The 26,483-nt window shown below is 72.2% G+C and carries 23 protein-coding genes and 1 riboswitch; of the genes, 13 read left to right on the forward strand and 10 right to left on the reverse strand.

Annotation, left to right across the window (positions count from 1 at the left end; genetic code table 11):
* Positions 1-31: 31 nt before the first annotated feature.
* The 4 genes from DY218_RS21645 to DY218_RS21660 all read left to right on the forward strand — a co-directional run bounded on the left by DY218_RS21645 (position 32) and on the right by DY218_RS21660 (position 4,128).
* Positions 32-1,273: a cytochrome P450 gene (locus tag DY218_RS21645; RefSeq protein WP_128557775.1), complete on the forward strand. Its 1,242-nt coding sequence runs from the start codon at positions 32-34 to the stop codon at positions 1,271-1,273.
* A gap of 119 nt (positions 1,274-1,392) precedes the next feature.
* Entirely contained in the window at positions 1,393-2,403 is a 1,011-nt protein-coding gene (locus DY218_RS21650) for a helix-turn-helix domain-containing protein (protein ID WP_128557818.1), read from the forward strand.
* Positions 2,404-2,678: 275 nt separating this feature from the next.
* Positions 2,679-3,362: a peptidoglycan-binding protein gene (locus DY218_RS21655; protein WP_128557776.1), complete on the forward strand. Its 684-nt coding sequence runs from the start codon at positions 2,679-2,681 to the stop codon at positions 3,360-3,362.
* Positions 3,363-3,414: 52 nt separating this feature from the next.
* Complete coding sequence (locus tag DY218_RS21660; protein WP_128557777.1) at positions 3,415-4,128, forward strand: C39 family peptidase; 714 nt, start codon at positions 3,415-3,417, stop codon at positions 4,126-4,128.
* 85 nt (positions 4,129-4,213) lie between these two features.
* On the opposite strand, the gene DY218_RS21665 is transcribed toward DY218_RS21660, so the two are convergent.
* Positions 4,214-5,755 (reverse strand): serine/threonine-protein kinase, encoded by a 1,542-nt coding sequence (locus tag DY218_RS21665; RefSeq protein ID WP_233521790.1) that lies wholly within the window; start codon positions 5,753-5,755, stop codon positions 4,214-4,216.
* Positions 5,756-6,156: 401 nt separating this feature from the next.
* Between DY218_RS21665 and DY218_RS21670 the strand changes: the two genes are divergently transcribed.
* Positions 6,157-7,221, forward strand: coding sequence for an enoyl-CoA hydratase/isomerase family protein (locus DY218_RS21670; protein ID WP_128557779.1), 1,065 nt, complete (start codon positions 6,157-6,159; stop codon positions 7,219-7,221).
* Here the strand turns inward: DY218_RS21670 and meaB are convergent, their stop codons facing one another.
* Genes meaB through DY218_RS21685 form a run of 3 tightly spaced genes read right to left on the reverse strand, consistent with a single transcriptional unit; the run spans position 7,222 to position 12,198 of the window.
* The gene (meaB, locus tag DY218_RS21675) at positions 7,222-8,202 is read right to left on the reverse strand and encodes a methylmalonyl Co-A mutase-associated GTPase MeaB (RefSeq protein WP_128557819.1); all 981 of its coding nucleotides are present in this window, start codon (positions 8,200-8,202) and stop codon (positions 7,222-7,224) included.
* 10 nt (positions 8,203-8,212) lie between these two features.
* Entirely contained in the window at positions 8,213-10,390 is a 2,178-nt protein-coding gene (scpA, locus tag DY218_RS21680) for a methylmalonyl-CoA mutase (RefSeq protein WP_128557780.1), read from the reverse strand.
* The gene (locus DY218_RS21685; RefSeq protein ID WP_128557781.1) at positions 10,390-12,198 is read right to left on the reverse strand and encodes a methylmalonyl-CoA mutase subunit beta; all 1,809 of its coding nucleotides are present in this window, start codon (positions 12,196-12,198) and stop codon (positions 10,390-10,392) included. Before DY218_RS21685 ends, scpA begins: the two co-directional genes overlap by 1 nt.
* Positions 12,199-12,443: 245 nt before the next feature.
* Positions 12,444-12,574, forward strand: a riboswitch (cobalamin riboswitch).
* Between the two features lie 62 nt (positions 12,575-12,636).
* Between DY218_RS21685 and DY218_RS21690 the strand changes: the two genes are divergently transcribed.
* Complete coding sequence (locus tag DY218_RS21690) at positions 12,637-13,047, forward strand: (2Fe-2S) ferredoxin domain-containing protein (protein WP_128557782.1); 411 nt, start codon at positions 12,637-12,639, stop codon at positions 13,045-13,047.
* 86 nt (positions 13,048-13,133) lie between these two features.
* On the opposite strand, the gene DY218_RS21695 is transcribed toward DY218_RS21690, so the two are convergent.
* Positions 13,134-14,687 carry a peptidoglycan-binding protein gene (locus DY218_RS21695; protein ID WP_128557783.1) on the reverse strand — a complete coding sequence of 518 codons (1,554 nt, stop codon included), beginning with the start codon at positions 14,685-14,687 and terminating at the stop codon, positions 13,134-13,136.
* Between the two features lie 301 nt (positions 14,688-14,988).
* On the opposite strand from DY218_RS21695, the gene DY218_RS21700 reads away from it, so the two are divergent.
* The gene (locus DY218_RS21700; RefSeq protein ID WP_128557784.1) at positions 14,989-15,396 is read left to right on the forward strand and encodes an STAS domain-containing protein; all 408 of its coding nucleotides are present in this window, start codon (positions 14,989-14,991) and stop codon (positions 15,394-15,396) included.
* A gap of 33 nt (positions 15,397-15,429) precedes the next feature.
* Here DY218_RS21700 and DY218_RS21705 read toward each other — a convergent pair whose 3' ends face one another.
* From DY218_RS21705 to DY218_RS21715, 3 genes are all read right to left on the reverse strand, one after another.
* Positions 15,430-16,338, reverse strand: a complete 909-nt coding sequence (locus DY218_RS21705) for a TIGR03619 family F420-dependent LLM class oxidoreductase (RefSeq protein ID WP_128557785.1) — start codon at positions 16,336-16,338, stop codon at positions 15,430-15,432.
* Between the two features lie 142 nt (positions 16,339-16,480).
* Complete coding sequence (locus DY218_RS21710) at positions 16,481-17,254, reverse strand: enoyl-CoA hydratase-related protein (protein WP_325052015.1); 774 nt, start codon at positions 17,252-17,254, stop codon at positions 16,481-16,483.
* 147 nt (positions 17,255-17,401) lie between these two features.
* Positions 17,402-18,667 (reverse strand): hypothetical protein, encoded by a 1,266-nt coding sequence (locus DY218_RS21715; protein ID WP_128557820.1) that lies wholly within the window; start codon positions 18,665-18,667, stop codon positions 17,402-17,404.
* A 563-nt stretch (positions 18,668-19,230) separates the two neighbouring features.
* Here DY218_RS21715 and DY218_RS21720 point away from each other — a divergent pair.
* Genes DY218_RS21720 through DY218_RS21730 form a run of 3 tightly spaced genes read left to right on the forward strand, consistent with a single transcriptional unit; the run spans position 19,231 to position 21,514 of the window.
* Positions 19,231-19,902, forward strand: coding sequence for an ABC transporter permease (locus tag DY218_RS21720; RefSeq protein ID WP_128557787.1), 672 nt, complete (start codon positions 19,231-19,233; stop codon positions 19,900-19,902).
* The gene (locus DY218_RS21725; protein ID WP_128557788.1) at positions 19,899-20,576 is read left to right on the forward strand and encodes an ABC transporter permease; all 678 of its coding nucleotides are present in this window, start codon (positions 19,899-19,901) and stop codon (positions 20,574-20,576) included. The genes DY218_RS21720 and DY218_RS21725 overlap by 4 nt, the downstream gene beginning before the upstream one ends.
* Positions 20,573-21,514 (forward strand): ABC transporter substrate-binding protein, encoded by a 942-nt coding sequence (locus DY218_RS21730; protein WP_128557789.1) that lies wholly within the window; start codon positions 20,573-20,575, stop codon positions 21,512-21,514. Before DY218_RS21725 ends, DY218_RS21730 begins: the two co-directional genes overlap by 4 nt.
* Here the strand turns inward: DY218_RS21730 and DY218_RS21735 are convergent.
* Positions 21,487-22,044 (reverse strand): anthrone oxygenase family protein, encoded by a 558-nt coding sequence (locus DY218_RS21735; protein WP_128557790.1) that lies wholly within the window; start codon positions 22,042-22,044, stop codon positions 21,487-21,489. The two genes, DY218_RS21730 and DY218_RS21735, sit on opposite strands and share 28 nt — an antisense overlap.
* A gap of 110 nt (positions 22,045-22,154) precedes the next feature.
* Complete coding sequence (locus DY218_RS21740; protein WP_128557791.1) at positions 22,155-23,318, reverse strand: ABC transporter ATP-binding protein; 1,164 nt, start codon at positions 23,316-23,318, stop codon at positions 22,155-22,157.
* Positions 23,319-23,460: 142 nt separating this feature from the next.
* Between DY218_RS21740 and DY218_RS21745 the strand changes: the two genes are divergently transcribed.
* From DY218_RS21745 to DY218_RS21755, 3 genes are all read left to right on the forward strand, one after another.
* Entirely contained in the window at positions 23,461-24,759 is a 1,299-nt protein-coding gene (locus DY218_RS21745) for an alpha/beta fold hydrolase (protein WP_128557792.1), read from the forward strand.
* 71 nt (positions 24,760-24,830) lie between these two features.
* Positions 24,831-25,562, forward strand: coding sequence for a PIG-L deacetylase family protein (locus tag DY218_RS21750; RefSeq protein ID WP_128557793.1), 732 nt, complete (start codon positions 24,831-24,833; stop codon positions 25,560-25,562).
* Between the two features lie 47 nt (positions 25,563-25,609).
* Positions 25,610-26,443: an enoyl-CoA hydratase/isomerase family protein gene (locus DY218_RS21755; protein ID WP_128557794.1), complete on the forward strand. Its 834-nt coding sequence runs from the start codon at positions 25,610-25,612 to the stop codon at positions 26,441-26,443.
* Positions 26,444-26,483 lie beyond the last annotated feature (40 nt).

Raw genomic sequence — 26,483 nt, forward strand, 5'->3', positions numbered from 1 at the left:
GCCTGTGACCGGCCTGTGAAGGGAGCGCTCGATGTGGGACAACACGTTCAGCCTGCTCGGCCAGGGCTACGCCTGGCTGCCGGACCTGGCTCGCCGGCAGGGCCACGGACCCGTACGCACCAGACTCCTGGGCAAGCCGGCGCTCGCGCTGCGCGGTCCCGCCGCGGTCCGCTTCTTCTACGACGAGGACCATGTACGCCGGCACACCGCGCTGCCCGAACCGGTCCTGAGCACCCTCTTCGGCAAAGGCGCGGTGCACACCCTGGACGGCCCCGAACACCGCGCCCGCAAGGCGCTGTTCGTATCGCTCCTGCGCGACGCCGACGGCGTCCGCGACCTGACGGAGCGGGTCGGAACGGAATGGGACCGCGCCGTGGTGGACTGGCGCGAGCGCCCGCAGGTCACGCTCTTCGACGAGGTGAGTCTGCTGCTCACCCGCGCCGTCTGCGGCTGGGCGGGGATTCCACCGGGCCGTCAGAATCCCTCGGAAATGAGGGAGTTGGCGGACGACCTGGTGGCCATGGTGGACGGCTTCGCCACCGCGGGCCCCCGGCACCTGCGGGCCCGCCGTGCGCGCCGCCGCCAGGAGGAGCGGTTCGCCCAGGTCGTCGAGGAGACCCGGCGCACCCGCGTACCGGCAGGCGGCACCGGTGTCGTCCACGCCGTCGCCGCCCACCGGGACGCGGACGGGATGCCCTTGGACGCCAGGACAGCCGCCGTGGAGCTCCTCAACGTCCTGCGGCCCACCGTCGCCATCACCTGGTTCACCGTCTTCGGTGCCCACGCCCTGCACCGCAATCCGCACCTGCGCGAACGCCTTGCCCGCGAGCGCGATGCCCTGCCCCGCGCCTTCGCCCACGAGGTGCGCCGCTTCTACCCGTTCGCGCCCTTCACCGCAGGTCTGGCGTCGCGCCCCCTGGAGTGGCAGGGTGCCACCCTGCCCGAAGGCGGTCTCGTCCTGCTCGACCTCTACGGTCAGAATCACGACCCCGAACTCTGGGACTCTCCCTACACGTTCGACCCCGAGCGCTTCACCGGCCGCGAACCGGGCCGTGACGAACTGGTCCCGCAGGGCGGCGGCGAGACCTCCGCAGGGCACCGCTGCCCCGGCGAGGACATCACCCTGGCCGTACTGACCTGCCTGCTGCCCCGTCTTGCCCGCCTCGACCACCGCGTCCCGGCGCAGGATCTGCGCATCCCGCTGCGCCGCGTCCCGACCCGCCCCCGCAGCGGTTTCGTCGTCAGCGAGGTGGCGCGGCGCGTCCCGGCGTAGCGGCCCGCCGGCGGCCCTCGGGCCCTTGACACAGCCCCCCAACCGGCGGTCCGCTGGTGTGCCGGACGCCCGGGGCCGGGCTCGAGTGGATGTATGCAGAGGCGGGGGTGGACGTGCCGGTGTTACGGGTGCACTTCGCCGCCGAGGATCTCGGGCGGGTGCGGGTGGCGGCGGGACCGGACCATCTGTGGGAGCTCAGCAACAGCGTGCAGACACTTCAACGCCGCGACGGCGAAGGGGTGTTCGGCCGCTGGCGCCGCTGGGTGCGGCCACGGCTCCCGGCCAGCTGCCGCTTCCTGTCCCCGCTGCTCCCGCCGCACGGCAGCTCTCCCGACTTCCTCACCCCCACCGTCGGTGGCGGCGAGACCTTCAAGGCCGCGGTCGACACGCTCGTACGCACTCCGGAACCGCGACTGCGCAGGGACCTGCAGCGGGTCGCGGCCGCCCGCCCGCTGCCGGACTGGACGCGGGCCCTGGCCCTCGGTGACGGTGGCGCACTGCTGCGCCTCGGGCAGGCGCTGCGGGCCTACCACGAAGAGGCACTCGCGCCGTTCTGGCCGAGGATCCACGCCCAGATCGACGCCGACCGGATCCGGCGGCTGCGGGGCCTGCTCGACGGCGGCACGGAGGGCCTCCTCATGGGACTCGGCCCACGCTTCAGATGGCGGCCGCCGGTGCTCGAGGTCGACTATCCGGTGGACCACGAGCTGCATCTCCACGGCCGTGGCCTGACGCTGCAGCCGTCGTTCTTCTGCTGGCCCACCGCCATCACACTCGCCGACGACAGCCTGCCGCCCGTGCTCGTCCACCCCATCGAGCACGATCCGGACTGGATCCTGCCCGCCGCCACGGGCGCGGCCGACGGGGGAGGAGCGCTCGGCCAACTCCTGGGCCACACCCGGGCATCCGTGCTGCGCGCGGTGCGCACCGGCGCCTCCACGATGGAGCTCGCCCGGCTGCTCGGCGTGACCCATCCGGCGATCAGCCAGCACATGAAGGTGCTACGGGAGGCCGGCCTTGTGGTCACCGTCCGCAAGGACGGCCGGTCCCTGCACGTGGCGACCGCGGCGGGTCGTGACCTGGTGCGCAGCAGTGAGCCTCAAGTCGCCGGCCCCGTACCGGACTTCTGAGGTGGGGGCGGCGGGGGCACGCCCACCCTCGGTCCGTAAGCCTGTGCTTTCAGGCCTTGTGTGTGACATGGCCATGCCCTGATCCTGGCGGCGTGCCGTCACACCCTCGACGACCAACGAGTGCGTTGCATACGGCACTTGCATGACCCCATCCCCCCACCGTCCCCCGCCCGCTCACCCCATATACCGCCCAACTACGCGCGTCGACCGCACCGGTCCGGCGCCGTAGGGGGGCGGACGGACGAGGACGACGATCCGGACAAGGAGATGACGCAGTGGCACGCACTGCCCTCACCCGCCCGGCCGCCGCGGCCGCCGTACTCGGCGTCGCCGGCGCCCTGTTCGCAGGCCCCGGACTCGCCCAGGCCGCTCCGGCCCAGACCGCCACGGCCGAACAGGCCGCCCCCGGACAGGGCTTGGAGACCTTCCAGGCCCGCCACGGACTCCCCGCGACCGGCCAGGTCGACCGGAGAACCGCGGCCGCCCTGCAGGACGCCACCGACACCGAACTGCGCGCCACCTTCCGCACCGCGGCCGACCTCGGCCCCGAGGAACTCGCCAACGCCCGCACCGTGATAGGCGTCGGCAAGGGCGCGGGAATCTCCGAACAGGGCCAGGTCATCGCCCTGATGACGGCCATGCAGGAGTCCAAGTTCGTCAACTACCTGACCCCGGTGGACCACGACTCGCTCGGCATCTTCCAGCAGCGCCCCAGCACCGGCTGGGGCACACCGGAACAGATCACGCACGTGCCCACCTCCTCCAAGTCCTTCTACGGAGTGGCCCCGTTCGGCAGCAATCCGGGTCTGATCCAGATCGCCGGCTGGGAGACGATGCCGCCCGGTGACGTCTGCCAGGCCGTCCAGCGCTCCGCCTACCCCGACCGCTATGCGCAGTGGGAGCAGTTCGCCCGCGACCTGCTGGCCAGCGAGAGCCCGACCGTGCCGCCGATCCCCTGACCGGACCCGCAGGAATCCCGCTCCCCGTCCCTCTCCTCCGTCAGGAGCCCGTATGCGCAAGAGACTTCTCGCCACCGCCGTGGCCACCGCCGCCGTCGGCGCACTGGTCAGCCCGACCGCCGTCGCCCAGGCGGCACCCGCCGAACCGAGCCCGGTGTCCGTGCTCGACCACGGATCCACATCCGGGACCGCGGTGGTCAGCGGGCAGAACGAGCCCGGCACCCGGCTGGAGATCGACGGCGTGCACACCAAGGACGCCCACACCCTGCCGGTCGACTACCAGGTCCAGGAGACCGGCTACTGGTGCGGGCCCGCCGCGACTCGTATCGCCCTCTCGGCCCGTGTCACGCCGCCCAGCCAGGCCGATCTCGCGGTGCAGCTCGGCACGACGGAGGCCGGCACGGACCACATCAGCCAGGTCACCGGCGTACTCAACGCGAATCTCGGCACCGGCTGGTACGAGACCAAGGAGATGCCGAACGACCCGCCCACGCAGGGCCAGAAGGACCTGCTGTGGAACGACATCGTCCTGGACATCGACAACAACTACCCGCTGGTGACGAACATCGTCGCCCCGCCGGGGAACCAGCCGCCCGGCTACCCGCCGGACCAGACGATCTACCACTACTTCACGGTGATCGGCTACGACGACGCCAACCGCACCGTACTCATCGCCGACCCCGCCTCCTTCGGCGGCAACCAGATCTACTGGCTGTCCTTCGACCAGCTCGCCTCGCTGATCCCGCCGAAGGGCTACGCGGCCTGAACGGCACACCCCACGGCCGACTCGGGGCCGGGGCGGGAGCACACGACTCCCGTCCCGGCCCCGGCGCGTGCCGGTGCCGTGCGCCTCACGTCCGGGGCGCCGCGTCGGGCCAGACCGCGAGGGTGAACGAGGCGTGCTGCGCCGGTACGACCTCGCGCAGCGTGACCAGGGCGGCATGCCCGTCCTGGGTGAAGACGCAGATCTGACGTCCGGACCCGACGCCGTCGAGGGCGATGTCCTTCGCGAAGGTCACCTGCTTGCGGCAGACCGCAAGCGACCCCTCGCGCCGGTCGGCAAGCAGGGCCAGACGGTTCCCGTCGCGGGTGCGCAGCCGCCCGTCGTGGTACCGGACGTCGATCTCGTCCTTGTTCCAGGAGCCCGAACGGACCGGCTCGAGCGGGGACTTGTCCAGCTCGACGTGCCAGCCGTGCGGCAGCCGCACGGTGCCGCGCGCCGTCGGATCGGGGTCGGGCGGGGGAGTGGTCGGGCTCTGTGCGGGGTCCTGCGTGGGATTGCTCGTACGGTCCTTCGCGGGGCCTTCGTCCGCGGTGGCGCTCGGCGCCGGACGAGGGTCGGAGCCCGCCCGGTCGGAGCCGTCCGAGTCGCCCGACGCGAGTACGTACCCGCCGCCCGCCGCGAGCAGCAGACCCGCACAGGCGGCGGCGACCAGCCACGCGCGGCGGCGCGGGGCGGACGCGGGAGCGGCGGCCGGGGTGACGACCACCGGCGGATCGCCGTCCGCCGCGCGTGGCTGGTCGCCGCCGCCTGCATCCGAGTCGGCCGCGGGCTGCGGTGTGCCGTCGTCTTCCTCCGCGCCCCGCTCGAGCGCTGACGAAAACGCCGCGGTGAGCGACGCAGGCAGCCACTGCCCGGGCCGCCCGAGCTCCGTCGCCACATCCACCGCCGCCCGGCATTCGGCCATGATCTCGGCCGGCGAAGGGCGCTCGGCGGGCTCCTTGTGCAGACAGCGCGCCACCAGAGCGTGCAGCGGCTCCGGCACCCGAGAGATGTCCGGCGTCTCGTGCACCACCCGGTACAGCACGGCCTGCACACTGCCGTCGCCGAAGGCCGGCGCACCGGTCACCGCGTACGCCGCGATCTGGCCGAGCGCGAACACATCACTGGCCGGCCCTACGGCCCCCGACGCCGTGGCCTGCTCCGGGGACATGTACGCCGGCGTCCCCACCACGTACCCGCCGGCGGTCAGCGCCGTCGCCTCCGCGGCGCGGGCGATCCCGAAGTCGATCACCCGCGGACCATCCGCCGCGAGCAGCACATTGGACGGCTTGAGATCGCGATGCACGATGCCGGCCGCATGCACGGACTGCAACGCCTCGGCGACGCCGGCCAGAAGCAGCAGCACCGTGTCGGCCGGCAGCGCGCCGTGCCGCGCGACCGCCTCCGCGAGCGAGGGGCCCGGTACATACGCGGTGGCCAGCCACGGGCTCGGCGCCTCCGGATCGCTGTCGATCACCGACGCGGTGAACAGCCCGTGCACCCGCGTGGCCGCCCGCACCTCCTGCCGGAACCGGCGCCGGAACCCCTCGTCGTCCGCCAGCTCCCGCCGTACGACCTTGACGGCGACCGCCCGTCCTCCCGGCGTGTACGCGAGATACACCCGGCCCATTCCGCCGCTGCCGATCCTGCCCCGCAGCCGGTATCCGGAGATCTCCGCCGGANATACACCCGGCCCATTCCGCCGCTGCCGATCCTGCCCCGCAGCCGGTATCCGGAGATCTCCGCCGGATCGTCGTCCGTGAGCGCCTGCAGGCGTACACCTTCCGCCGCCTCGTACCCGGTCATCGCCGTACCCCCGTGCCCCACCGTCCGAACCCGGAGAACGCTACCCAACCCGACGTACCCGGCGCGAACGGACGGCCCAGGCGCTCGACGTCCACGCGCAGGCAGGTCCCGCGCCCCGGGCCCCCGCGCGTGCGTGCCAGAGTGGGCACGTACCGCCCGCGAAACGGAAGGAACGAACGACACCATGCGCGTCACCGTCGCCCCGACCCGGGCGGAGCACTGCCGATGAGCGGCACCGAGGAACCCGTCCTGCTCGACACCCGCGGACGGGCCGCCCACCTCACCCTCAACCGCCCCCGCGCGCTCAACGCCCTGAACCACACCATGGTGCGCCGCATCGACGAGGCCCTCACCGCCTGGGAGCACGACCCGGCCGTGCATGCCGTCGTGATCACCGGGGCCGGCGAGCGCGGCCTGTGCGCGGGCGGCGACATCCGCGCGGTGCACGACGACGCACGCGACAGCGACGGAGCCGAGTCGGCGCTGTTCTGGCGCGACGAGTACCACCTCAATGCGCGCATCGCCCGCTACCCCAAGCCGTACGTCGCCGTGATGGACGGCATCGTGATGGGCGGCGGCGTCGGCGTCTCCGCACACGGCAGCGTGCGCCTGGTCACCGAGCGGTCCCGGGTCGCCATGCCGGAGACCGGCATCGGCTTCGTACCGGACATCGGCGGTACGTATCTGCTGGCGCGTGCGCCCGGCGAGCTGGGCACCCACCTGGCCCTGACGGGGACTCACATCGGTGCAGGAGACGCCCTGTTGTGCGGGCTCGCCGACCACTTCCTGCCGTCGGACGCCGTCGACGCCTTCGTCACCGACCTCGGGGACCTGCCGGTCGAGGAGGCCGTCGAACGGCACACCCGACCCGCCCCGGGGGCCGAACTGGCCGAGCACCGCGAGTGGATCGACAGCTGCTACTCCGCCGACACCGTCGAGGAGATCCGCCGGCGCCTGCTCGCACACGGCGACCCGGCCGCGAAGGAGGCCGCGGAGACCCTGCACGCCAAGTCGCCCACTTCCCTCAAGGTCACGCTGGCCGCGCTCCGCAGGGCCAGGCGGCTCGACTCCCTCGAGAGCGTGCTCGACCAGGAGTACCGCGTCTCCTGCGCCGCACTCACCCGCCCGGACCTCGTCGAGGGCGTACGCGCCCAGATCATCGACAAGGACCGCAACCCCCGCTGGACGCCCGCATCGCTCGCCGACGTCACCGACGACGATGTGGAGCGCTTCTTCGAGCCCCTGGGCGAACGGGAGTTGGGCCTTTCGAAGCCGAACAGCACCAGGTGACTACGGCTCCCGGAACGCCCCGAGGATCCGCTCCGCGGCCAGCGTGGCCGTCAACTCTCCGTCGCGAACCCGGCGTTCCAGATCGGGCGCGATGCGCCGTACCGCCGGATCGGCCTGCAGACGGCCGAGCAGCTCGTCGCGCACCATGGCCCAGGTCCAGTCGACCTGCTGGTCACGACGGCGCTCCGCGAGACGCCCAGTCGACTCGAGCAGCGTCCGGTGCTGCTCGAGCCGGTCGCGCACCTCCTCGAGCCCCGACCCCTCGCGGGCGCTGCAACTGAGCACCGGAGGCGTCCAGAAGGCGTCCTTTCCGTGCATCAGGCGCAGCGCGCCCGAGAGTTCACGCGCCGCTCCGCGCGCCTCGCGCTCGTGCGGACCGTCCGCCTTGTTCACGGCGATGACGTCCGCGAGTTCGAGCACGCCCTTCTTGATGCCCTGCAGCTGGTCGCCGGTACGGGCCAGGGTGAGCAGCAGGAAGGAATCGACCATGTTCGCCACGGCCGTCTCGGACTGGCCGACCCCCACGGTCTCCACGAGCACCACGTCGTAACCGGCCGCCTCCATCACCACGATGGACTCCCGGGTCGCCTTCGCGACCCCGCCGAGCGTCCCGGCCGTGGGGGAGGGGCGTACGAACGCGGCCGGGTCGACGGCGAGACGCTCCATCCGCGTCTTGTCGCCGAGGATCGACCCGCCCGTCCGGCTGGACGACGGGTCGACGGCCAGCACCGCCACCCGGTGACCGAGCCCCGTGAGCAGCGTGCCGAAGGCGTCGATGAACGTCGACTTGCCCACCCCCGGCACACCGCTGATGCCGATCCGCCGCGCATGGCCGCTGTGCGGCAGCAGCCGCGTCAGCAACTCCTGTGCCAGCGCCCGGTGTTGGGGCCGGGTGGACTCGACAAGGGTGATCGCCCGGGAGACGATCGCCCGCTTCCCGTCGAGTACTCCCTTGACGTACGCGTCGAGCTCGATGGCCATCGTCACCGGCTCACAGGTCGCCGTGGCCGAGCTCGGCCGCGAGCCGCGCCACCAGGTCACGGGCCGCGTCCGGGATGACCGTGCCGGGCGGGAAGACCGCCGCCGCGCCCATCTCCAGGAGCGTGTCCACGTCCTGCGGCGGGATCACCCCGCCGACCACGACCATGATGTCCTCGCGCCCCTCCTCGGCCAGCGCCTCCCGCAGGGCCGGGACGAGGGTGAGATGCCCGGCGGCGAGCGAGGACACCCCGACGATGTGCACATCCGCCTCCACCGCCTGCCGCGCCACCTCGCCCGGCGTCTGGAACAGCGGGCCGACATCCACGTCGAAGCCCAGGTCGGCGAAGGCGGTCGCGATCACCTTCTGCCCGCGGTCGTGCCCGTCCTGGCCCATCTTGGCCACCAGGATGCGCGGGCGCCGGCCCTCGGCCTCGGCGAAGGCGTCCACCACCGACCGGGTCCGGTCCACGGACGACGACTCACCTGCTTCGTTGCGGTACACACCGGAGATCGTACGGATCTGGCCAGCGTGCCGCCCGTACACCTTCTCCAGGGCGTAACTGATCTCGCCGACCGTCGCCTTGGCCCGGGCCGCCCGTACCGCCAGATCGAGCAGATTGCCCGTCGACTCGGCCGCCCGGGTCAGGGCGTCCAGGGCGTCCTGGCAGGCCGTCTCGTCGCGCTCCTCGCGCAGCCGCCGCAGCTTGTCGATCTGCTGGGCGCGCACCGAGGAGTTGTCGACCTTGAGGACATCGATCTCCTCGTCGGTCTCCACCCGGTACTTATTGACCCCGATCACCGGCTGCCGGCCCGAGTCGATCCGCGCCTGCGTCCTGGCCGCGGCCTCCTCCACGCGCAGCTTCGGGATGCCTGCGTCGATCGCCTGCGCCATCCCGCCGGCCCGCTCCACCTCCTGGATGTGCTGCCAGGCCCGGCGCGCCAGATCGTAGGTGAGCCGCTCCACGTACGCACTGCCGCCCCACGGGTCGATCACCCGGGTCGTCCCCGACTCCTGCTGGATGAGGAGCTGGGTGTTGCGGGCGATCCGCGCCGAGAAGTCGGTGGGCAGCGCAAGCGCCTCGTCCAGCGCATTGGTGTGCAGCGACTGGGTGTGGCCCTGCGTCGCGGCCATCGCCTCGACACACGTACGCGTCACGTTGTTGAACACGTCCTGCGCGGTCAGCGACCAGCCGGACGTCTGTGAATGGGTGCGCAGCGAAAGGGACTTGGCGTTCTTCGGATCGAACTGCCCGACCAGCTTCGCCCAGAGCAGGCGCGCCGCGCGGAGCTTGGCGACCTCCATGAAGAAGTTCATGCCGATCGCCCAGAAGAACGACAGCCGCGGCGCGAACGCGTCCACGTCCAGGCCCGCCTCCCGACCCGCCCGGATGTACTCCACCCCGTCCGCGAGCGTGTACGCCAGCTCCAAGTCGGCCGTCGCACCCGCCTCCTGGATGTGATAGCCGGAGATCGAGATCGAGTTGTACCGCGGCATCCGCTGCGAGGTGTACGCGAAGATGTCGGAGATGATCCGCATCGACGGCTTCGGCGGATAGATGTAGGTGTTGCGGACCATGAACTCCTTGAGGATGTCGTTCTGGATGGTCCCGGCCAACTTCTCGGGCGGCACGCCCTGTTCCTCGGCGGCCACGATGTACAGCGCGAGCACCGGAAGCACCGCGCCGTTCATGGTCATCGACACCGACATCCGGTCCAGCGGGATGCCGTCGAAGAGCTGACGCATGTCGTAGATCGAGTCGATCGCCACACCGGCCATGCCGACGTCACCCGTCACCCGCGGATGGTCGCTGTCGTAACCCCGGTGCGTGGGCAGGTCGAAGGCCACCGAAAGGCCCTTCTGACCGGCCGCCAGATTGCGCCGGTAGAAGGCGTTGGACTCCTCGGCCGTGGAGAAGCCCGCGTACTGCCGGATCGTCCAGGGCTGGTTGACGTACATCGTCGGGTACGGGCCGCGCAGATACGGTGCGATGCCGGGGAAGGTGTCCAGGAAGTCGAGGCCCTCCAGGTCCTGCCCGGTGTAGAGCGGCTTGACGGTGATGCCCTCGGGCGTCTCCCACAGCAGGTCGTCGCCGCCCGCGGACTTCTTGACCGCCGAACGCCAGTCGTCGGCGCCCGAGTCCGCCGTGGGCGTGCCCAGATCGATCGCGGAGAAGTCGGGGATGGACATCAGGACACTCCCATGCGGTCGAGCGTGGCGGTGAGCACGGCGACGGCGTCGCAGCCGGCGAAGACATATGTGTCGACCCCGTCGTACGACCCCGGCCGCCCGGCGAGGAACACATGCTGCGCGCCCGCGTCCCGCAGCTCGCGGACCGCGGCCCCCGCCTGCTCCTCGTACACCGCGTCGCTGGAGCACAGGCAGGCCTCCCGGGCGCCGCTCTCCTGATACGTGCCCTCGGTGACCGGCTCGATGCCGCCGGCCTGGAACAGGTTCGCGGCGAAGGTGAGACGCGCGGTGTGTGCGGCGGCCGGGCCGAGTGCCGCCAGATACACCCGCGGGCGACTGCCGGTCGCGGCGAGATGTGCGTCGGAGCGGGCGCGCAGCGCCTCGTACGCCTCGTCACGGCGCACCCGCGGGAGCCCGCCGGCGGGCGGCTCGGGCGCGGGCTCCCGTACGACCGGCTTCTCGGCCAGATTCGGGAACTCGCTGACACCCGTGACCGGTTCACGGCGCTCGGCCAGCTTCGCGCTGCGCGCCGCCCAGGTCGCGGCGATCCGCTCGCGCACCAGACCGGACCGCAGCGCCGCGGCCTGACCGCCGGCCCGCTCGATCTCCTGGAAGAACTCCCAGCCCGCACGGGCCAGTTCATCGGTGAGCCGCTCCACGTACCAGGAGCCGCCCGCAGGATCGACGACCCGGGCCAGATGCGACTCCTCGATCAGAATGGTGGAGGTGTTGCGCGCGATCCTGCGCGCGAACGCGTCCGGCAGACCGATCGCCTCGTCGAAGGGCAGCACGGTCACCGCGTCCGCGCCGCCCACTCCGGCGGCGAGCGTGGCGACGGTGCCGCGCAGCATGTTCACCCATGGGTCGCGACGGGTCGTCATCACCGTCGAGGTCACCGCGTGCTGGCGCTGCGCGCCCGCGGCGGGCGCCCCGCACACCTCCGCGACCCGCGCCCACAGCCGGCGGGCCGCGCGCAGCTTGGCCACCGTGAGGAACTGGTCGGCGGTCGCGGCATACCGGAACTCCAGCTGGGCGCAGGCCTGTTCGGCAGTCAGGCCGTGCTCGGTGAGCTCCCGCAGACAGGCGACCGCGGTGGCCAGGGAGCAGCCGAGCTCCTCGGCGGCCGAGCCACCCGCCTCGTGGTACGGCAGCGCATCGACCGTCAGGGCACGCAGGCCCGGGTGGCGTTCGGCGCACTCCCGGGCGAGGGCGGCCACCGGAGCCCAGTCGTAGGAGCGGCCGGTGCGGGCCTCGTGGCCGAGCGGGTCGGCGCCCAGATTGCCGCGGGCGGCGTGCGGGGCGACGCCCCGCTCCTCGTAGAGCCCGAGCAGCCGGCGCGCGGCCGCCTCGGTCTCCTCGCCCGCGTCCAGGACCACCGGAGCGAGATCGAGATAGACGCCGTCCAGCACCCGGTCGAGTGCGTCGACGGGGATGCCGCCGGAGCCGACCGTGAGCCACAGCGAGGTGACCCCGTTCTCCAGGTCGGCGAGGACCGTGGCGTTGTCCGGGACCGCGTGCCGCTGGCGCACGTCCCAGCCGCTCACGGCGTTGCCCTCGGGCCGGCCGCCGCGCACGAAGGGCGCGAAGCCCGGCAGGCCGGGGCTCGGGGCGGCGTCTTGCGCCGTGTACAGGGGCAGCGTGTGCAGCCCGTCCTCCAACGGAGTGGAGAGGGCTCGCTCCGCCTCGGCCTCGTCGACTTCCTTGCCCGACTTGCGCAGCACACCGAGCACGAGGTGCCGCCACTGTTCACGTGTCGCGTCAGGGAATTCGGTCGCCAAGGAGAGGTCGTCGTCTGGCAGGACCGTCATGCTCGGATGCTAGGCCAACGGGCCAGATGTGCAGCCCCTGACCGGCTGTGACGTTCTTCTCGCCTGGTGGGGGATGCAATTCGCCCAGCGAGTGGGTACGGGAGGTGACTTGGCCTTCTCGGTGGTGGGACGGCCGCTGCACCGTGCCGTGACGACGCTCCCGGGTGCTGCGACGCCGTCCCGTCCCGCCCGAAGGACGCGTTGGGCCGATGGGATGATGTACTGCGACAAGGCGACTGCGGCCCGAGGAAGCCGGTGCGAATCCGGCGCGGTCCCGCCACTGTGATCGGCGAGCGACTCCCGACATGGTCACTGCCCGTGCAGCCGTACGGGTGGGAAGGCCCGGAGAAGCGTCGACCCGAGAGCCAGGAGACTCACGCGGTCGCCACCTCGACACGACACCGGGGCGGATCTCCCCGGACGGAGGTGGATGGCGCGGTGCATGCGACTCCCGGCACTGAGCTCGGCACGGCGGCGGACGGCGGTACGGACACCGGCGGGAGGGGGCCCGTGCCCTGCCGGGTGGTGGTGTGCCGCGACTGCTGCTGCGGCACGGCGAAGATCCCCGGCGTGGATCACCGGGCGCAGACGGAGCGACTGCGGTCCGAGGTCCCGGTCCGGATCTCCGAGTGCCTGGACGTCTGCGAGCAGGCGAATGTCGTGGTCGTACAGCCGTCCGCGGCGGGACGCGCCGCCGGCGGCAGGCCGGTGTGGCTGGGCCTGGTCAACGACGCAGCCGCGACCGAGGACATCGTCGCCTGGGTGCGCGCGGGCGGACCGGGCGTGGCTCCGCTGCCGGAGATCCTGGAGCTCCACACCTTCGCGCAGCCGCGGCGTACCCCGGCCTGAGACAGCACGGCGGGCGCGCGCGAAGGCGCCGCGGACGGACGGATCCGCGGCGCCCGGTGCGGGGGCGTACCCAGTTGCGAGTGGTCTCAGCGGCCGGCCTGCAGTGCCTCCCAGGTGGCGTCGCCGACCGCACCGTCCACGGTCAGCCCACGGCTCTCCTGATAGCTGCGCACCGCGGTGTCCGTCCTGTCGCCGAACTCGCCGTCGATGCCGACGGCGGAGCCGAGCGCCGCGGTCAGCGCCCGCTGCACCCGCTTCACCGCATCGCCCGAACTGCCCTTGCTCACCGCCGGCTTGGAGCCGGCCGACAGGAGCGCGGTCCAGGTCCTCGCGCCCACGACACCGTCCGCCTCGAGGCCGACGTCCTGCTGGAAGGCCTGCACCGCGGCCAGCGTGGCCGGACCGAAGTCGCCGTCCGCAGCCCCGGCCTCGTACCCGTGCTTGCTGAGCAGCGACTGCACGGCCGTCACCTGAGCCCCCGTCGAACCGCTGCGCTGCGTCTCGTACGAGGAGAAGCTCAGGCCGTCGCTCGGGGTGCCGCCGCCGGAGTCGCCGCCGACGAGCTCCATGTAGTACTCCCAGTTCCAGTGCGGACCCGGGTCGGTGTGGTCGTTGCCGGGGACCTCGACATGGCCGACGATGTGCTCCCGGTCCTTCGGGATCCCGTAGCGCTCGCACAGGTGCTTGGTGAGGGCGGCCGACGACCGGTACATCGAGTTGGTGAACCAGCTCGGATCGTCGACGTACCCCTCGTGCTCGATGCCGAGCGAGGAGGCGTTCGCACTGCGCGCGTGCCACGCGGTGTCCGCGTCGCGCACCATCTGGGTGACCTCGCCGTCCGACGAGCGCACCACGTAGTGCGAGCTGGTCTCCGCCTCCGGGTTCTGGAACCAGCTGATCGTGCCCGCGTACGAGCCCTGGGTGACGTGGATCACGACCTGGCTGATGGTCGCCGAGCGCCCGGACGCGTAGTTGCTCGTCGAGGCGGGGACCCAGAGCGCGGGCGGGTAGTCCTCGCTCTGCGCGTCGATCTCGGCCTTCGCGAGCGAGCCGCGGGCGGGGGAGACCTTGCGGCCGTCGACGGTGATCTCCTCGCCGTCGACGGTGGTGGTCAGGCCCTCGGCGAGGAAGTCGTAGACGGTGTCCGCGTAGAGCTTGGCCGTGGCGCCCTCGGTGTTGCCGTAGCGGGCGACCGCCGGGTACCAGGCGTTGATGTCGCCGCGCTCCGCCCGGTCGAGCCCGAGTGCGTCGGCGTGCGCACGCAGGACGGCCGCGCCGCCCTCGATGTTCGCCTCGGTGTCGCGCCGCAGCTCGGCAGTGCTGCGGCCGGTGATCCCGGCGGCCTGCCGCAGCGAGCGGTGGCTGGGGTTGTCCACCAGGTGCATGACGCCGTATCCGCGGGCCTGGCTCGGGCGGCCGTCGTGGTCGTCCAGATGGGTCTCGCCGTAGCCGACCGCGGTCAGCAGGTCCCGTGGCACGCCGTACTTGTCGGAGGCCTGCTCAAAGGCCCGGTTCATCGGGGCGTCGGCCCGCTCGGGTGCCGCGGACGCCTGCAGTCCGGTGACCGACAGGGCGCTGACGACGACCGCTGCCAGCACCGACGTGCGGACGCGCGCCGCCGGCGGGATGCGTTCGAGCATGGTGGCTCCTGATCCGTGGGGGGAGAGGAACGGCCACCGTAGCTGGCTTGTTCCGGCCATGACAGCTACCGCCAGTACCAACTGGGTCTGCCGGTACGGGAGTTGCGCACGGAAGTTGCGACGGTGCTGCGCGGTGCGTGTCAAGCAGTTCCTGTCGACTTCCTCCCCACGAGTGCATTTGGAGTTGCGGGGATCGTTTCTGCAGGGCAGGAACCGCGCTGTTCTTCCTACCCTCGCCGGAGCGAACGACCGGCCGCGCGCCGGTGCCCCGGCCAGGCCGACCCACCGAGGTGAACGCGCCATGCCGCTTCCCGAAGTCCCCTACGGAACGCCCCGGTTACACACCCACCGCGCCCGCGGCCGGACCGTCCTCGAGCTGGCCGGAGAGATCGACATCGCCGCCGCGCTCGCCATCGGTCCGAGTCTCGACCGCATGACCGCCGCCCCCGAACCCCTCGTGGTCATCGACCTCACGCCCGCGACGTTCTTCGACTGCTCCGGACTGCGGATGCTGCGCCGCGCACACCGCCGCATCACGGAACGCCACGGCGATCTGCGGATCGTCTGTCCGCACCGGCTCACCGGACGCCTCCTCGCCGCGGCCGGACCGCCCCGGCTGCCCGCCGTCCACGCCACGCTGGACGGCGCGCTCGGACCCGCACTCACCGACCACGCCGGAAGCCACGCCCCACCGCCTCGCACCGGCTGAACTCCCGTGCTTCGGCCACTGGTTGCGCCCGGCTCAGAGGCCGAACGTGTCCGCGTACCGCCGCAGCGCCTCCACCGCCGCACCCACCGAACTCCCCGGCAGCCGCAGCACGAACGACGTCACCCCGGCCTGCGCAAGCTGCCCGAGGTGGTCCCGGTGCCGCTCCACGGACCCGCCGTCCACCGGCCAGGAACCCTCCGGCGTCTGCACCTGCACCTCCACCCGCGCCCCCGCACCGCGCAACTCGACCGCCGACTCCCGCACCGAGCCGACGAGCCGGGCCAGCTCCGCCACCGACGCGAGGGCGGGCGTACGGGCCGTACGGGCGACCTCATCGGAGACCATCATCGGGCTCCAGCCCTGGTGGCGGGCGGCGCGCCGGCGGGCGAGCGCGCTGTTCCCGCCGATCCACAGCGGCGGCCCGCCGGCCTGCACGGGCGGCGGGACCTGGGCGACACCACCCGCCTCGAAATGCCGACCGCGATAGGCGTACGGAGTCGTCGACCACACCCCGCGGAGCACCTCCGCGGCCTCGTCGAAAAGCGCGTTCCGTTCGTCGAAGTCCACGCCGAGAGCACGGAATTCGGACCGCAGATAGCCCGTACCCGCGACCACCGTGACCCGCCCGCCGGACAGCACGTCCACCGTCCCGAGCGCCTTCGCCGCGGCCAGCGGATTGTGGTACGGCAGCACCAGGAGATAGGTCATGAGCCGGATCCGCTCGGTGGCAGCCGCGCAGAAGCCGAGCGCCGCGATCGCGTCGAACGTGGCGTGGCCGCCCGCATCCAGCCACTTCCGGGACGGGGCCGGATGCTCGGTGAAGGCGATCGCGTCATAGCCGCACTGCTCGGCGGCCCGCACGATCTCCAGCACCCCCGCGCCGGAGGCGACCGCCGGGTCGTGACCGGCTGCGCTGATCGGGTACTCGACGGTGAACTGCAACGGCGGGCTCCTCGCGGCTCGGTCGACGGCCTGACACCCCCTGCGGCTGAGGCCGGGACACCGTACGCGAACGGGCCGCAAAGGTCACCGGCGAGCGCGAAATCCGTTCGCGCGGCGGCTCGTCGGCGCCCGGTACGGAGATTCAGCGGCCCTTCCAGACCGGCGCGCGCTTCTCGAGGAACGCGGCAACTCCCTCCGCCAGATCGTCCGACGCCTCCACCGTGGCCACCGCCTCCGCCGTGGCACGCCACCCGAGCGGGTCCTCCGCGGTGAGCCAGCGGTCCATGGCGACCAGACTCGCCCGTACCGCCACGGGCGCGTTCCGAGCGACCCGCGCCGCCAGGGCGACCGCTGCGTCCAGGGCCGCGCCCTCGGCCGTGAGCCGGTTGACCAGACCTGCCTCGTACGCACGGTCCGCATCGAACGGGTCACCGGTCAGGGCGAGTTCACGTGCCAGATTCACCGGCAGCGCCCGCGGCCCACGGAACAGACCGGCACAGGCCGGCACCAGGCCACGGCGCACCTCGGGCAGCCCGAACACCGCGGTCGCCGAGGCGACCACCAGATCGCAGGCCAGCACCAGCTCCAGGCCACCACCGAGCGCGGGACCCTCCACGGCGGCGACCAGCGGCGTGCTGCGCCGCCGCCGGATCAGTCCGTACGCACCGCCGCGCTCCGTGACGTAATCGCCGTCCGCGGTCAGATCGCTGCCCGCAGAGAACACCCCGTCCGATCCGGTCAGCACACCGGCGCGCAGCTCGGGATCGTCGTCCAGGGTGTTGAACGCCTCGTCCAGCGCGTCGGCCAGGGCCCGGTCCACCGCATTGCGCTTGTGCGCACGGCACATCCGGATCACCAGCACGTGGCCGCGCCGCTCGGTGCGGACCAGGGCGGACGGGGTACCCGCGGATTCCACGGCCAAGACATGCCTCCCGAAGTCGGGCCCGCGGCGGGGGTGCGACCGGGGTCCGGCCGGCCGGGGCCGCCGCCGAACGTAGCGCACCCCGCTCGACATACCCCCGGCCGTCCCTGCCCCCCGGCTATCCCTGCCCCCCCCCGCGGTTCAGTGCTCAATGCCCACACCGTCCAGACGCGACCACGCCTTCTCCTGCGCCGCGGTCATCGCGGGCCAGTGCAGACCGCCCGGCCGCGGATACACCCGGGACGAGTAACTGCCCGGCCGGTAGCGGGGCTTGATGAAGCAGCCGGTGCCGTACGTGTCGTCGGCATCGGCGCACCGCTCCGCCACCCGGCCGGGCGTCGGCCGCCGCCCCGAGTCCACCCAGGCGGCGAGCGACCGCACCGCGGCCGCGTACCCCGAGTCGCTCAGCGAACTGTGCTCGCTCTCCTGGGTGAACGTCTGCACCAGCAGACGCCCCCGGCCCGCATTGCGGACCGCGGCACGATAGGCCGACTCGTGCTCCACGAACACCGTCGGATCGTCGATCGCATGCAGCGTCAGCACCGGCACCCGGATCCGCCCGGTGAGATCGCTGTCGTACGACAGGTCCCGGCGGGCACCCGGATCGGCCGAGAACCGCTGCACCCCGGCATTCAGCGCCTTGTCGTCAGGCGAACCGGAGTACCGGACCCCGCGGTTCCCGAACGGATTCCGGCCGTCCAGACGCTCGTGCACGATGTCCCGGAACGTGAACGTCGCGAAGTTCAGATGCGACACCAGCGTCCGCTCCGGCACCTGCACCACACCGAGGATGGCCGACAGGTTCTTCCGCTGACGCGCGGTGCGCTCCTCGGGCGCGGACTCGACACCTGTGCACTCCTGGACCCGCGCCTTCAGATCGGCCGAGGTCATCGTGGAATCGGCGGGCAGCCCCTGCCACAGCGGGTACTGGGGCTCGGACGGCCGGGGATGATTACGGCAGTAGTACTGGTAGACCACCCGCAGGTCCACCCGGTAGTCGTAGCCCCGACTCCCGCCCCCGACCAGGCCGTTGGTGAGCAGCACTCCGTCGTAGACCGGCCGCTTGCCGCGCGCGCCGTAGGTCTCCGCGGCCTTCGCGGCGACATCGCCGCCCCAGGACTGGCCGTGCAGCAGGGTGCGGTCGGGCTTCGCGAAGTCCGCGCCGAACAGACGGCGCAGATTCTCCGTGTCCTCCGCGGCCATCCGCGCCCCGTAACCGCCCCTGCGGTACGAGGAACCGGCCCAGGCGTAGCCCTCCTTGACCATCACCGTCCAGCGCTCCAGATCCTCCGCGCTGCGCTCCGGCCCCGGAGCGCCCAGGTCCGGTCCGCCGTGCGCGTGCAGCACCAGGTCCCCGTTCCACTGCTCGGGGACGGCGACGGTGTAGTAGGCGCCGTTCTCGTCCATCCCCGCATAGCAGGAGGCGATCTGCGCGAGGTTGTCCGGACACGGCGTCGGCTCGGCGGACGACCCCTCGGCCGGCCGCACCGGATGCACGGCCGACACGTTCTGCGTGTTCGTCGCGCCGGCCGCGGGCTCCGCCCGCCCGTTGGCGTCCGTGACGGACGTCAGTCCGGCGAGCAGACCGGCACCGAGCACGGCGGCAAGGACGGCGCGCGTCGTGCGGCGAGCACGCGGGGCGCCGGCAGGTGACGCCGGCTCAGGAGGGGGAGGCGGGCCTGGATGATGCGGTTGCACGTGCGGGCTGTGCTCGGACACGGCGGCTCCTCGTGTTCACGTCCCGTTGGATGCGGTGACGCTAGTCAGCGCGCTGCCGCCAGCCGAGGTTGTGACCATAAAGTGCGCTGCGGCCGGCCGTCGGCGCCCCGGCACCCTCGACCTCGACCTCGACCTGAAGGTCAGGTCGAGGTCGACGTCGAGGCCGCCCGCGCCGTTCGGACACCGGCCCCCACCCCTCGTACGGCCCATGCGAACGAGCCCCGGCCACCGCACCGGGCTCCAATGGACGAGTGACCGCGCCCCCGGACGACTGCCTCGCGCGCAACGCATGGATCTGCGGCAAGTACCTGAGCACCCGCCGCGGGATCCTCACCGACGCGGTCCTGCAGCACCTGGAGCTGACCGGCCTCTCGGTCCTCATCGCCCTGGTCGTCGCCGTGCCGCTCGCCGTGCTCGCCCGCCGGCTGCGCGCCGCGGCCGGCCCCGTGCTCGCCCTCACCACCGTGCTCTACACGATCCCGTCCCTCGCGATGTTCTCGCTGCTGCTGCCCCTGTACGGCCTCTCCGCATCGCTGGTCGTGGCCGGACTCGTGCTGTACTCACTGACCCTGCTCGTACGGAACATCCTGGCCGGACTGCGCGCCGTCCCCGAGGAGACCCGGCAGGCCGCCCGCGGCATGGGCTACGGGCCGCTGCGCCTGCTGCTCACCGTCGAACTGCCACTCGCGCTGCCCTCCGCGATGGCCGGTCTGCGCATCGCCACCGTGTCCGCGGTCTCGCTCGTCACCATCGGCGCCATCGTCGGCCACGGCGGACTCGGCAATCTGATCTACACCGGCATGAACACCTACTTCAAGGCGCAGGTCCTCACCGCATCGGTGCTCTGCGTCGTCATCGCCGTCGCCGCCGACCTGCTCCTGCTCGGCGTGCAGCGACTCCTCACCCCCTGGCAGCGCGCATGACCACGCTCACCGACGCCTGGCACTGGCTGACCGACGGTGCCCACTGGTCCGGTGCCGACGGAATCTGGCACCGGCTCGTCGAGCACCTCGTCCTCACCGTGGTCTGCCTGATCCTCAGCTGCCTGATCGCTCTGCCGGTCGCGCTGGTACTCGGCCACCTCGGCAAGGGCGGCGCCCTGGCCGTCAACATCTCCAACATCGGCCGTGCCGTCCCCACCTTCGCCGTCCTCGTCCTGCTGCTGCTCACCCCGCTCGGCCAGTACGCCGAGGGCCCCACCGTCGTGGCGCTCGTCCTGTTCGCCGTACCGCCGCTGCTGACCAACGCCTACGTCGGCATGCGCGGCGTGGACCCCGACGTGGTGCGGGCCGCACGCGGCATGGGGATGACGGGCAGCCAGATGCTGTGGCGCGTCGAGGTCCCGCTCGCACTGCCGATGATCCTCAACGGTGTGCGCATCGCCGCCGTCCAGCTCGTCGCCACCGCCACCATCGCCGCCCTGGCCGGCGGCGGCGGCCTCGGCCGGATCATCACCGCGGGCTTCAATCTCGCCTCCACCCCGCAGGTCGTCGCCGGGGCCGTACTCGTCGCCGCCTTCGCCCTCCTCGTGGAAGGGCTCTTCGAGCTCGGAGAACGCCTGGCACCCGGGCATCTGCGCGACAGGAGCACCCCGTGACGCGCCGCACCGCCACCCTCGTGGCCACCCTGCTCCTGCTCATCGCCGGCTGCACCACCGGACCGTCCCTGGAGAACCAGGGCGAGGTCACCGCCCCGCCCGGCGACAGCCACCACCTCACCATCGGATCGGCCGGCTTCACGGAGAGCGACCTGCTCGCGCAGATGTACGCCCTGCTGCTCCGCAAGGCCGGCTACGACACCGAGATCCTCTCCGTCGCCAACCGCGAACTGTACGAACCGGCCCTGGAATCCGGCCAGATCGACGTGGTCCCCGAATACGCCGCGACCTTCGCCGACTGGCTGGGCGCCAAGGCCGACGGGGCCGATGCCGAGCCGGTCGGCTCACCCGATCTGGCCGCCACCATGTCCGCACTGCGGGGACTCGCCGCCCCGCGCGGCCTCACCGTCCTGGACGCGGGCCGCGCGGTCGACCAGAACGCCTTCGCCGTGGACGCCGGCTTCGCCCGCAAGCACGGCCTGAAGACCCTCTCCGACCTGGGCGCCTCGAAGCTGCGCGTACGCCTGGCAGCGGGCGACGAGTGCGTGGCCCGCCCGTACTGTCTGCCCGGCCTCAGGGACGTCTACGGCATCGACGTCAGCGGCGTCGACCCGAAGGGCGTCGGCACCACCCAGGCCAAGAAGGCCGTACAGAGCGGCCAGGACCAGATGGTGCTCACCACGACCACCGACGCCACCCTCGACGAGTTCGGACTCGTCCTGCTCGAGGACGACAAGAAGCTGCAGAACGCCGACTACATCGTCCCCGTGGTCAACCGCGCGCGAGCCGGCGGCCGGCGGGTGGTGGACGCGCTCGGCGCCCTCAACCCGGTCCTCACCACCGCCGACCTCGCCTCCCTCAACCAGCAGGTGGACAGCTGGCGGCGGCTTCCCGAGGACGTGGCCCGCGCCTACCTCGAGGACAAGGGCCTGCTCTGACCCCGCAGCCCGAACGCCAGGACCAGGCAGCCGAACGACAGCGTGGCCGCCAGGGCCCGCACCGTGTTCCAGGCCGTCCACGCCGACTCGTCGAGCAACTCACGCGCCTCGGCCGCGGCCGCCGCGCTCTGCGGCACACCGGCGTCACCGATGTCCTCGTTCAGCGGCAGATGCACACCGAAGGTGATCACGGCCACGACCAGGTAGCACAGCAGCCCGCCGAGGATCCACCACAGCACCGGCCGCTGCCCGGCACGCACCTGCAGCACCGCACACAGCGCGATGAGCAGCGGCGCGACGGTGAACGCGCCCAGGAACAGCGGATTGTTGATCGCGTCGTCGAGCGACTGGAACGCCAGGACGAAGGTGCGGTCGTCGAGGTCGCCCAGACCGGGCATGATCGTGTTCGACCAGTCGGCGAAAACACCCGCGAGCAGTCCGGTCACGATGATCGACAGGAACAGGATCCCGGCCCGTCCGGCGCCGCTGTCGACGCGCTGCGGGATCGGGTGCGAGGTGTCGTATGTCATGACATCGAGTACAGCAGCGGCCGCGGGCGACCGCCATGCGCCGCCGTCTCAGGCCCATGCGCATCCGTCCACGGCACGCGCCGGGCGCTCAGCGGGGGCACAGCGCAAGGTCAGGCGTCCGCCACCGAGTCGAAGTCGACCTCGTCGCGCGCCACGCCCTGCGCGTCCGCGTCCACCGAGCGCCGCAGCGCCTCGTGCAGCTTCGCCGGTGTCAGTACGCCCAGGAACCGTGCTCCGTCGAGGACGGCCACCCAGCCCGCGTCGTGCTGGAGCATCACCCCGAACGCCTGCTTGAGCGGTGCACCCACCGGCACCCAGGAGTTCATCCGGTGCGCAAGCTCGCCCACCGTGCCCTCGGGGCCGGCGAGCGCCAGCTCGTCCACGCCCGCCCAGCCGTGCAGTTCACCCTCCGCGTCCAGGACCACCGTCCACCGGGCGCCCTCCGCACGCAGCCGGGCCGCGGCCGCCTCCGCCCGCTCGTCCTGACCGGCCACCGGCGGCTGATCCAGGTCGTCCGCCTCGATCGCGGTGACCGACAGCCGCTTCAGGCCCCGGTCCGCGCCCACGAACTCCGCCACGTACGGAGTCGCCGGGCTGCCGAGCACCGCGCCCGGGGTGTCGAACTGCTCGATCCTGCCCTGCCCGTAGACCGCGATCCGGTCGCCGAGCCGGACCGCCTCCTCGATGTCGTGCGTGACCATCAGGACCGTCTTGCGCACCGCGGCCTGCATCCGCAGGAACTCGTCCTGCAGCTGCTCGCGCACCACCGGGTCGACCGCACCGAACGGCTCGTCCATCAGCAGCACCGGGGGATCGGCGGCCAACGCCCGGGCCACTCCCACCCGCTGACGCTGGCCGCCGGACAACTGCGCCGGATACCGCGGCCCGTACGTCTTCGGATCCAGCCCGACCAGTTCGAGCAGCTCCGCCGCCCGCGCCTTGGCCCTCGACCGCTTCCAGCCGATCAGGGCCGGCACGGTCGCCGTGTTGTCGAGGATCGTGCGGTGCGGGAAGAGGCCGACCTGCTGGATGACATAACCGATGCGGCGCCGCAGCCGCACCGGATCGACACCCGAGATGTCCTCGCCGTCGACCAGGATCCGGCCGCCGGTCGGCTCGATCAGCCGGTTCACCATCATCATCGTGGTCGTCTTGCCGCAGCCCGACGGGCCGACCAGGGTGACGAGTTCGCCCTCGCCCACCTCGAAGGACAGCTCGTCCACGGCGACGGTCCCGTCCGGATACCGCTTGCTGACCTGCTCGAACCGGATCACCCCGTCACGCTAAGCGGCCCCGCGACCCGTCGCACACCGGCCGCGCCTGTACGAGTCACCGTCCGCGGAATGCCCCGTACCGGTGTGATGAACTGGCCCGACGTCCACAGCCACGACGAATCCACCCCGAGCAGGAGCAGCCTTGACCACCTACCGGCAGCCCGGCGTCGTCCTCACCGACCGTCACTTCCGCGTGCCCCTCGACCACGCGCGCCCCGACGGTGAGCAGATCGAGCTGTACGCGCGCGAGGTCGTCGCGAGCGACCGGACACATGCCGGACTCCCGTGGCTCCTGTACCTGGAGGGCGGGCCCGGCTTCGGCGCGCGCCGCTTCGTCGGCAGGCAGGCCTGGCTCGGCCGCGCGCTCCAGGACTACCGCGTCCTCCTCCTCGACCAGCGCGGCACCGGCCGCTCCACCCCGGCCGACCGGCAGACCCTCCCGCTGCGCGGCGGACCGCGCGAACAGGCCGACCACCTCGCCCACTTCCGGGCGGACTCCATCGTGCGGGACTGCGAGACCATCCGGCCGCAGGTCACCGGCGGCGCCCCCTGGACCGTGCTCGGCCAGAGCTTCGGCGGCTTCTGTGCCACCCGCTACCTGTCCTCGGCGCCCGAGGGCCTGAGCGCCGCCCTGTTCACCGGCGGCCTGCCGGCGCTCGACGCCCATGCGGACGACGTGTACCGCGCCGCGTACCCGCGGATCGAACGCAAGGTCGCCGCGCACTACGCCCGCTACCCGCAGGACGTCGCCCGCGCCCGCCGGATCGCCGAGCACCTCGCCGAGCGCGGCCACATCGTCATCGGCGGCGGCTACAAGCTGACCGTCCAGGCCTTCCAGTCCCTCGGCATCCTGCTCGGCTCCGGCGACGGCAGCCACCACCTGCACTACCTCCTGGAGAACGCCTTCGTCACCACACCGCACGGCCCCGAACTCTCCGACGGCTTCAAGGAACAGGTGCACGCGCAGCTCTCGTACGCCGGACATCCGCTGTACGCCCTGGTGCACGAATCGATCTACGCCCAGGATGAGCGGCCCACCGACTGGGCCGCCGAGCGGGTGCGCGGCGAGTTCCCGCAGTTCGACGCGGCGGCGACGCTGGACGGAGACGGCCCGCTGCTGTTCACCGGCGAGACCGTGCACCCGTGGACGTTCGACTGCGACCCCTCGCTCGCACCGCTGCGCGAGTGCGCCGAGCTCCTCGCCTCCCGCACCGACTGGCCGCGCCTCTACGACACCGACCGCCTCGCCGCGAACACGGTCCCCGCCGCGGCCGCCATCTACCACGACGACATGTACGTCCACACCCCCCACTCCCTGCACACCGCCGAAGCCATCCGGGGCCTGCGCCCCTGGATCACCAACGAATACGAACACGACGGCGTCCGTGCGGGCGGCCCTCACGTCCTGGACCACCTCCTGAACCTGGTCCGTAACGCGTAGCCACCATTTCAGCCCGTCCGGCAACGAGGACGCCCCCAGCGGTGCAGGCCACCACCACATAGCCTGCCCTCATGACCGACCAACTTGCCCCCATGCCCACCGACTGGCACCGCGCCCTGGCGGTCGTCGCCCACCCAGACGACCTCGAATACGGCTGCGCGGGCGCGATCGCCGGCTGGACCGACGGCGGACGCGAGGTCGCCTATCTCCTCGCCACCCGAGGCGAGGCCGGAATCGACACCGTCGACCCCGACCGCTGCGCCGCCGTGCGCGAACGCGAGCAGCGGGCGAGCGCGGCCGTCGTCGGAGTGTCCAGTGTGGAGTTCCTCGACCACCGCGACGGTGTGATCGAGTACGGCATCGACCTGCGCCGCGACGTCGCCGCCGCGATCCGCCGCCACCGCCCCGAGCTGGTCATCACGCTCAACCACCGGGAGACCTTCGGCGGCGTGTACTGGAACACCCCGGACCATGTCGCCGTGGGCCGCGCCACCCTGGACGCGGCCGCCGACGCGGGAAACCGCTGGATCTTCCCGGAGCTCGCCGAGCAGGGCCTCGAGCCCTGGGGCGGAGTCCGCTGGGTGGCCGTCGCCGCATCCCCGCACCCGACCCATGCGGTGGACGCGGGCCCCGGCTTCGAGCACGCCGTCCGCTCCCTGCTCGAACACCGCGCCTATATCGAGGCCCTCACGGACGAGGAACCCGAGGCATACGTACGGAAGTTCCTCACCGAGACCACGGCGAGCTCGTCCGAGCAGTTCGGCGGCCGGCCGGCCGTCACGTTCGAACTCTTCAGTCGGTGACCGCCCCCGCCTAAGCTGACACAACGTCAGAATCGTAGGGGGGGGCAGTGATCGACACCACGAGCACCGAGATCGCACCCGGCGATGAGCGCATCCGGCTCGACGTGGCGGACGGTCTGGCCCTGGTCACCCTGTGCCGGCCGGACACCCTCAACGGCTGGAGCTGGGAGTCGACCAGACAGCTCGGCCTGGTGGCGGACCGGATCCGCTTCGACGACGCGGTGCGGGCCGTGCTGCTCAGGGCCGAGGGCCGGGCGTTCTGCGCAGGCATAGACGTCACGGCCCCGGGCGGTGGCATCACCGGCCGCTCCGGGGCCGAACGCACCCGCAACTACCAGGAAGGGCTGCGCTGGGCACATGAGCGATTCCGGGCCTTCGCCCGTCTCCCGCAGCCCGTCGTCGCCGCCGTGCAGGGCTACTGCCTCGGCTTCGGCTTCGAACTCGCCCTTCTCGCCGACGTCCGTATCGCCACCCATGATGCCGTGTTTGCCCTGCCCGAGGCGCAGTTGGGAGTGGCCGTCGACGCCGGCGGCGACCTGCGGATCGCCCGTGACGCGGGCGCCGGATGGGCGAAGTTCCTCGCCCTCACCGGCCGCCGTATCGACGCATCCACCGCCGAACGCCTCGGCCTGGTCCAACTCCTCGTAAATCCCTCTGAGTTGGAGCACGATGCGCGATCGCTCGCCGAGGAGATCGCGGCCAATGCGCCCCTGGCCGTGCAGGGCATCAAACGCGACATCGACGCCTTCGCCGACGCCGGCCTGGACGACGCCCTGCGGCACACCGCCGCCACCGCCGCCCTGACCCTGGCATCCGACGACATCCGCGAGGGCTATGCGGCGAAGGCGGCCCGCAGAACGCCCCGCTTCGACGGACGCTGACCCCGCCCTGGACGACGGGTTTCACGCGTCGGACGGCGAG

The organism is Streptomyces triticagri, assembly GCF_003429565.1.
GTDB classification, from domain to species: Bacteria; Actinomycetota; Actinomycetes; order Streptomycetales; family Streptomycetaceae; genus Streptomyces; species Streptomyces triticagri.

Coding starts and splice junctions, on each gene's coding strand:
- DY218_RS21695 (WP_128557783.1), bottom strand. CDS start 14,687: ATGCTCGAACGCATCCCGCCGGCGGCGCGCGTCCGCACGTCGGTGCTG.
- meaB (WP_128557819.1), bottom strand. CDS start 8,202: ATGGCCATCGAGCTCGACGCGTACGTCAAGGGAGTACTCGACGGGAAG.
- DY218_RS21715 (WP_128557820.1), bottom strand. CDS start 18,667: ATGGACGAGAACGGCGCCTACTACACCGTCGCCGTCCCCGAGCAGTGG.
- scpA (WP_128557780.1), bottom strand. CDS start 10,390: ATGTCCATCCCCGACTTCTCCGCGATCGATCTGGGCACGCCCACGGCG.
- DY218_RS21685 (WP_128557781.1), bottom strand. CDS start 12,198: ATGACGGTCCTGCCAGACGACGACCTCTCCTTGGCGACCGAATTCCCT.
- DY218_RS21735 (WP_128557790.1), bottom strand. CDS start 22,044: ATGACATACGACACCTCGCACCCGATCCCGCAGCGCGTCGACAGCGGC.
- DY218_RS21645 (WP_128557775.1), top strand. CDS start 32: ATGTGGGACAACACGTTCAGCCTGCTCGGCCAGGGCTACGCCTGGCTG.
- DY218_RS21700 (WP_128557784.1), top strand. CDS start 14,989: ATGCCGCTTCCCGAAGTCCCCTACGGAACGCCCCGGTTACACACCCAC.
- DY218_RS21660 (WP_128557777.1), top strand. CDS start 3,415: ATGCGCAAGAGACTTCTCGCCACCGCCGTGGCCACCGCCGCCGTCGGC.
- DY218_RS21725 (WP_128557788.1), top strand. CDS start 19,899: ATGACCACGCTCACCGACGCCTGGCACTGGCTGACCGACGGTGCCCAC.
- DY218_RS21670 (WP_128557779.1), top strand. CDS start 6,157: ATGAGCGGCACCGAGGAACCCGTCCTGCTCGACACCCGCGGACGGGCC.
- DY218_RS21665 (WP_233521790.1), bottom strand. CDS start 5,755: ATGGGCCGGGTGTATCTCGCGTACACGCCGGGAGGACGGGCGGTCGCC.
- DY218_RS21750 (WP_128557793.1), top strand. CDS start 24,831: ATGACCGACCAACTTGCCCCCATGCCCACCGACTGGCACCGCGCCCTG.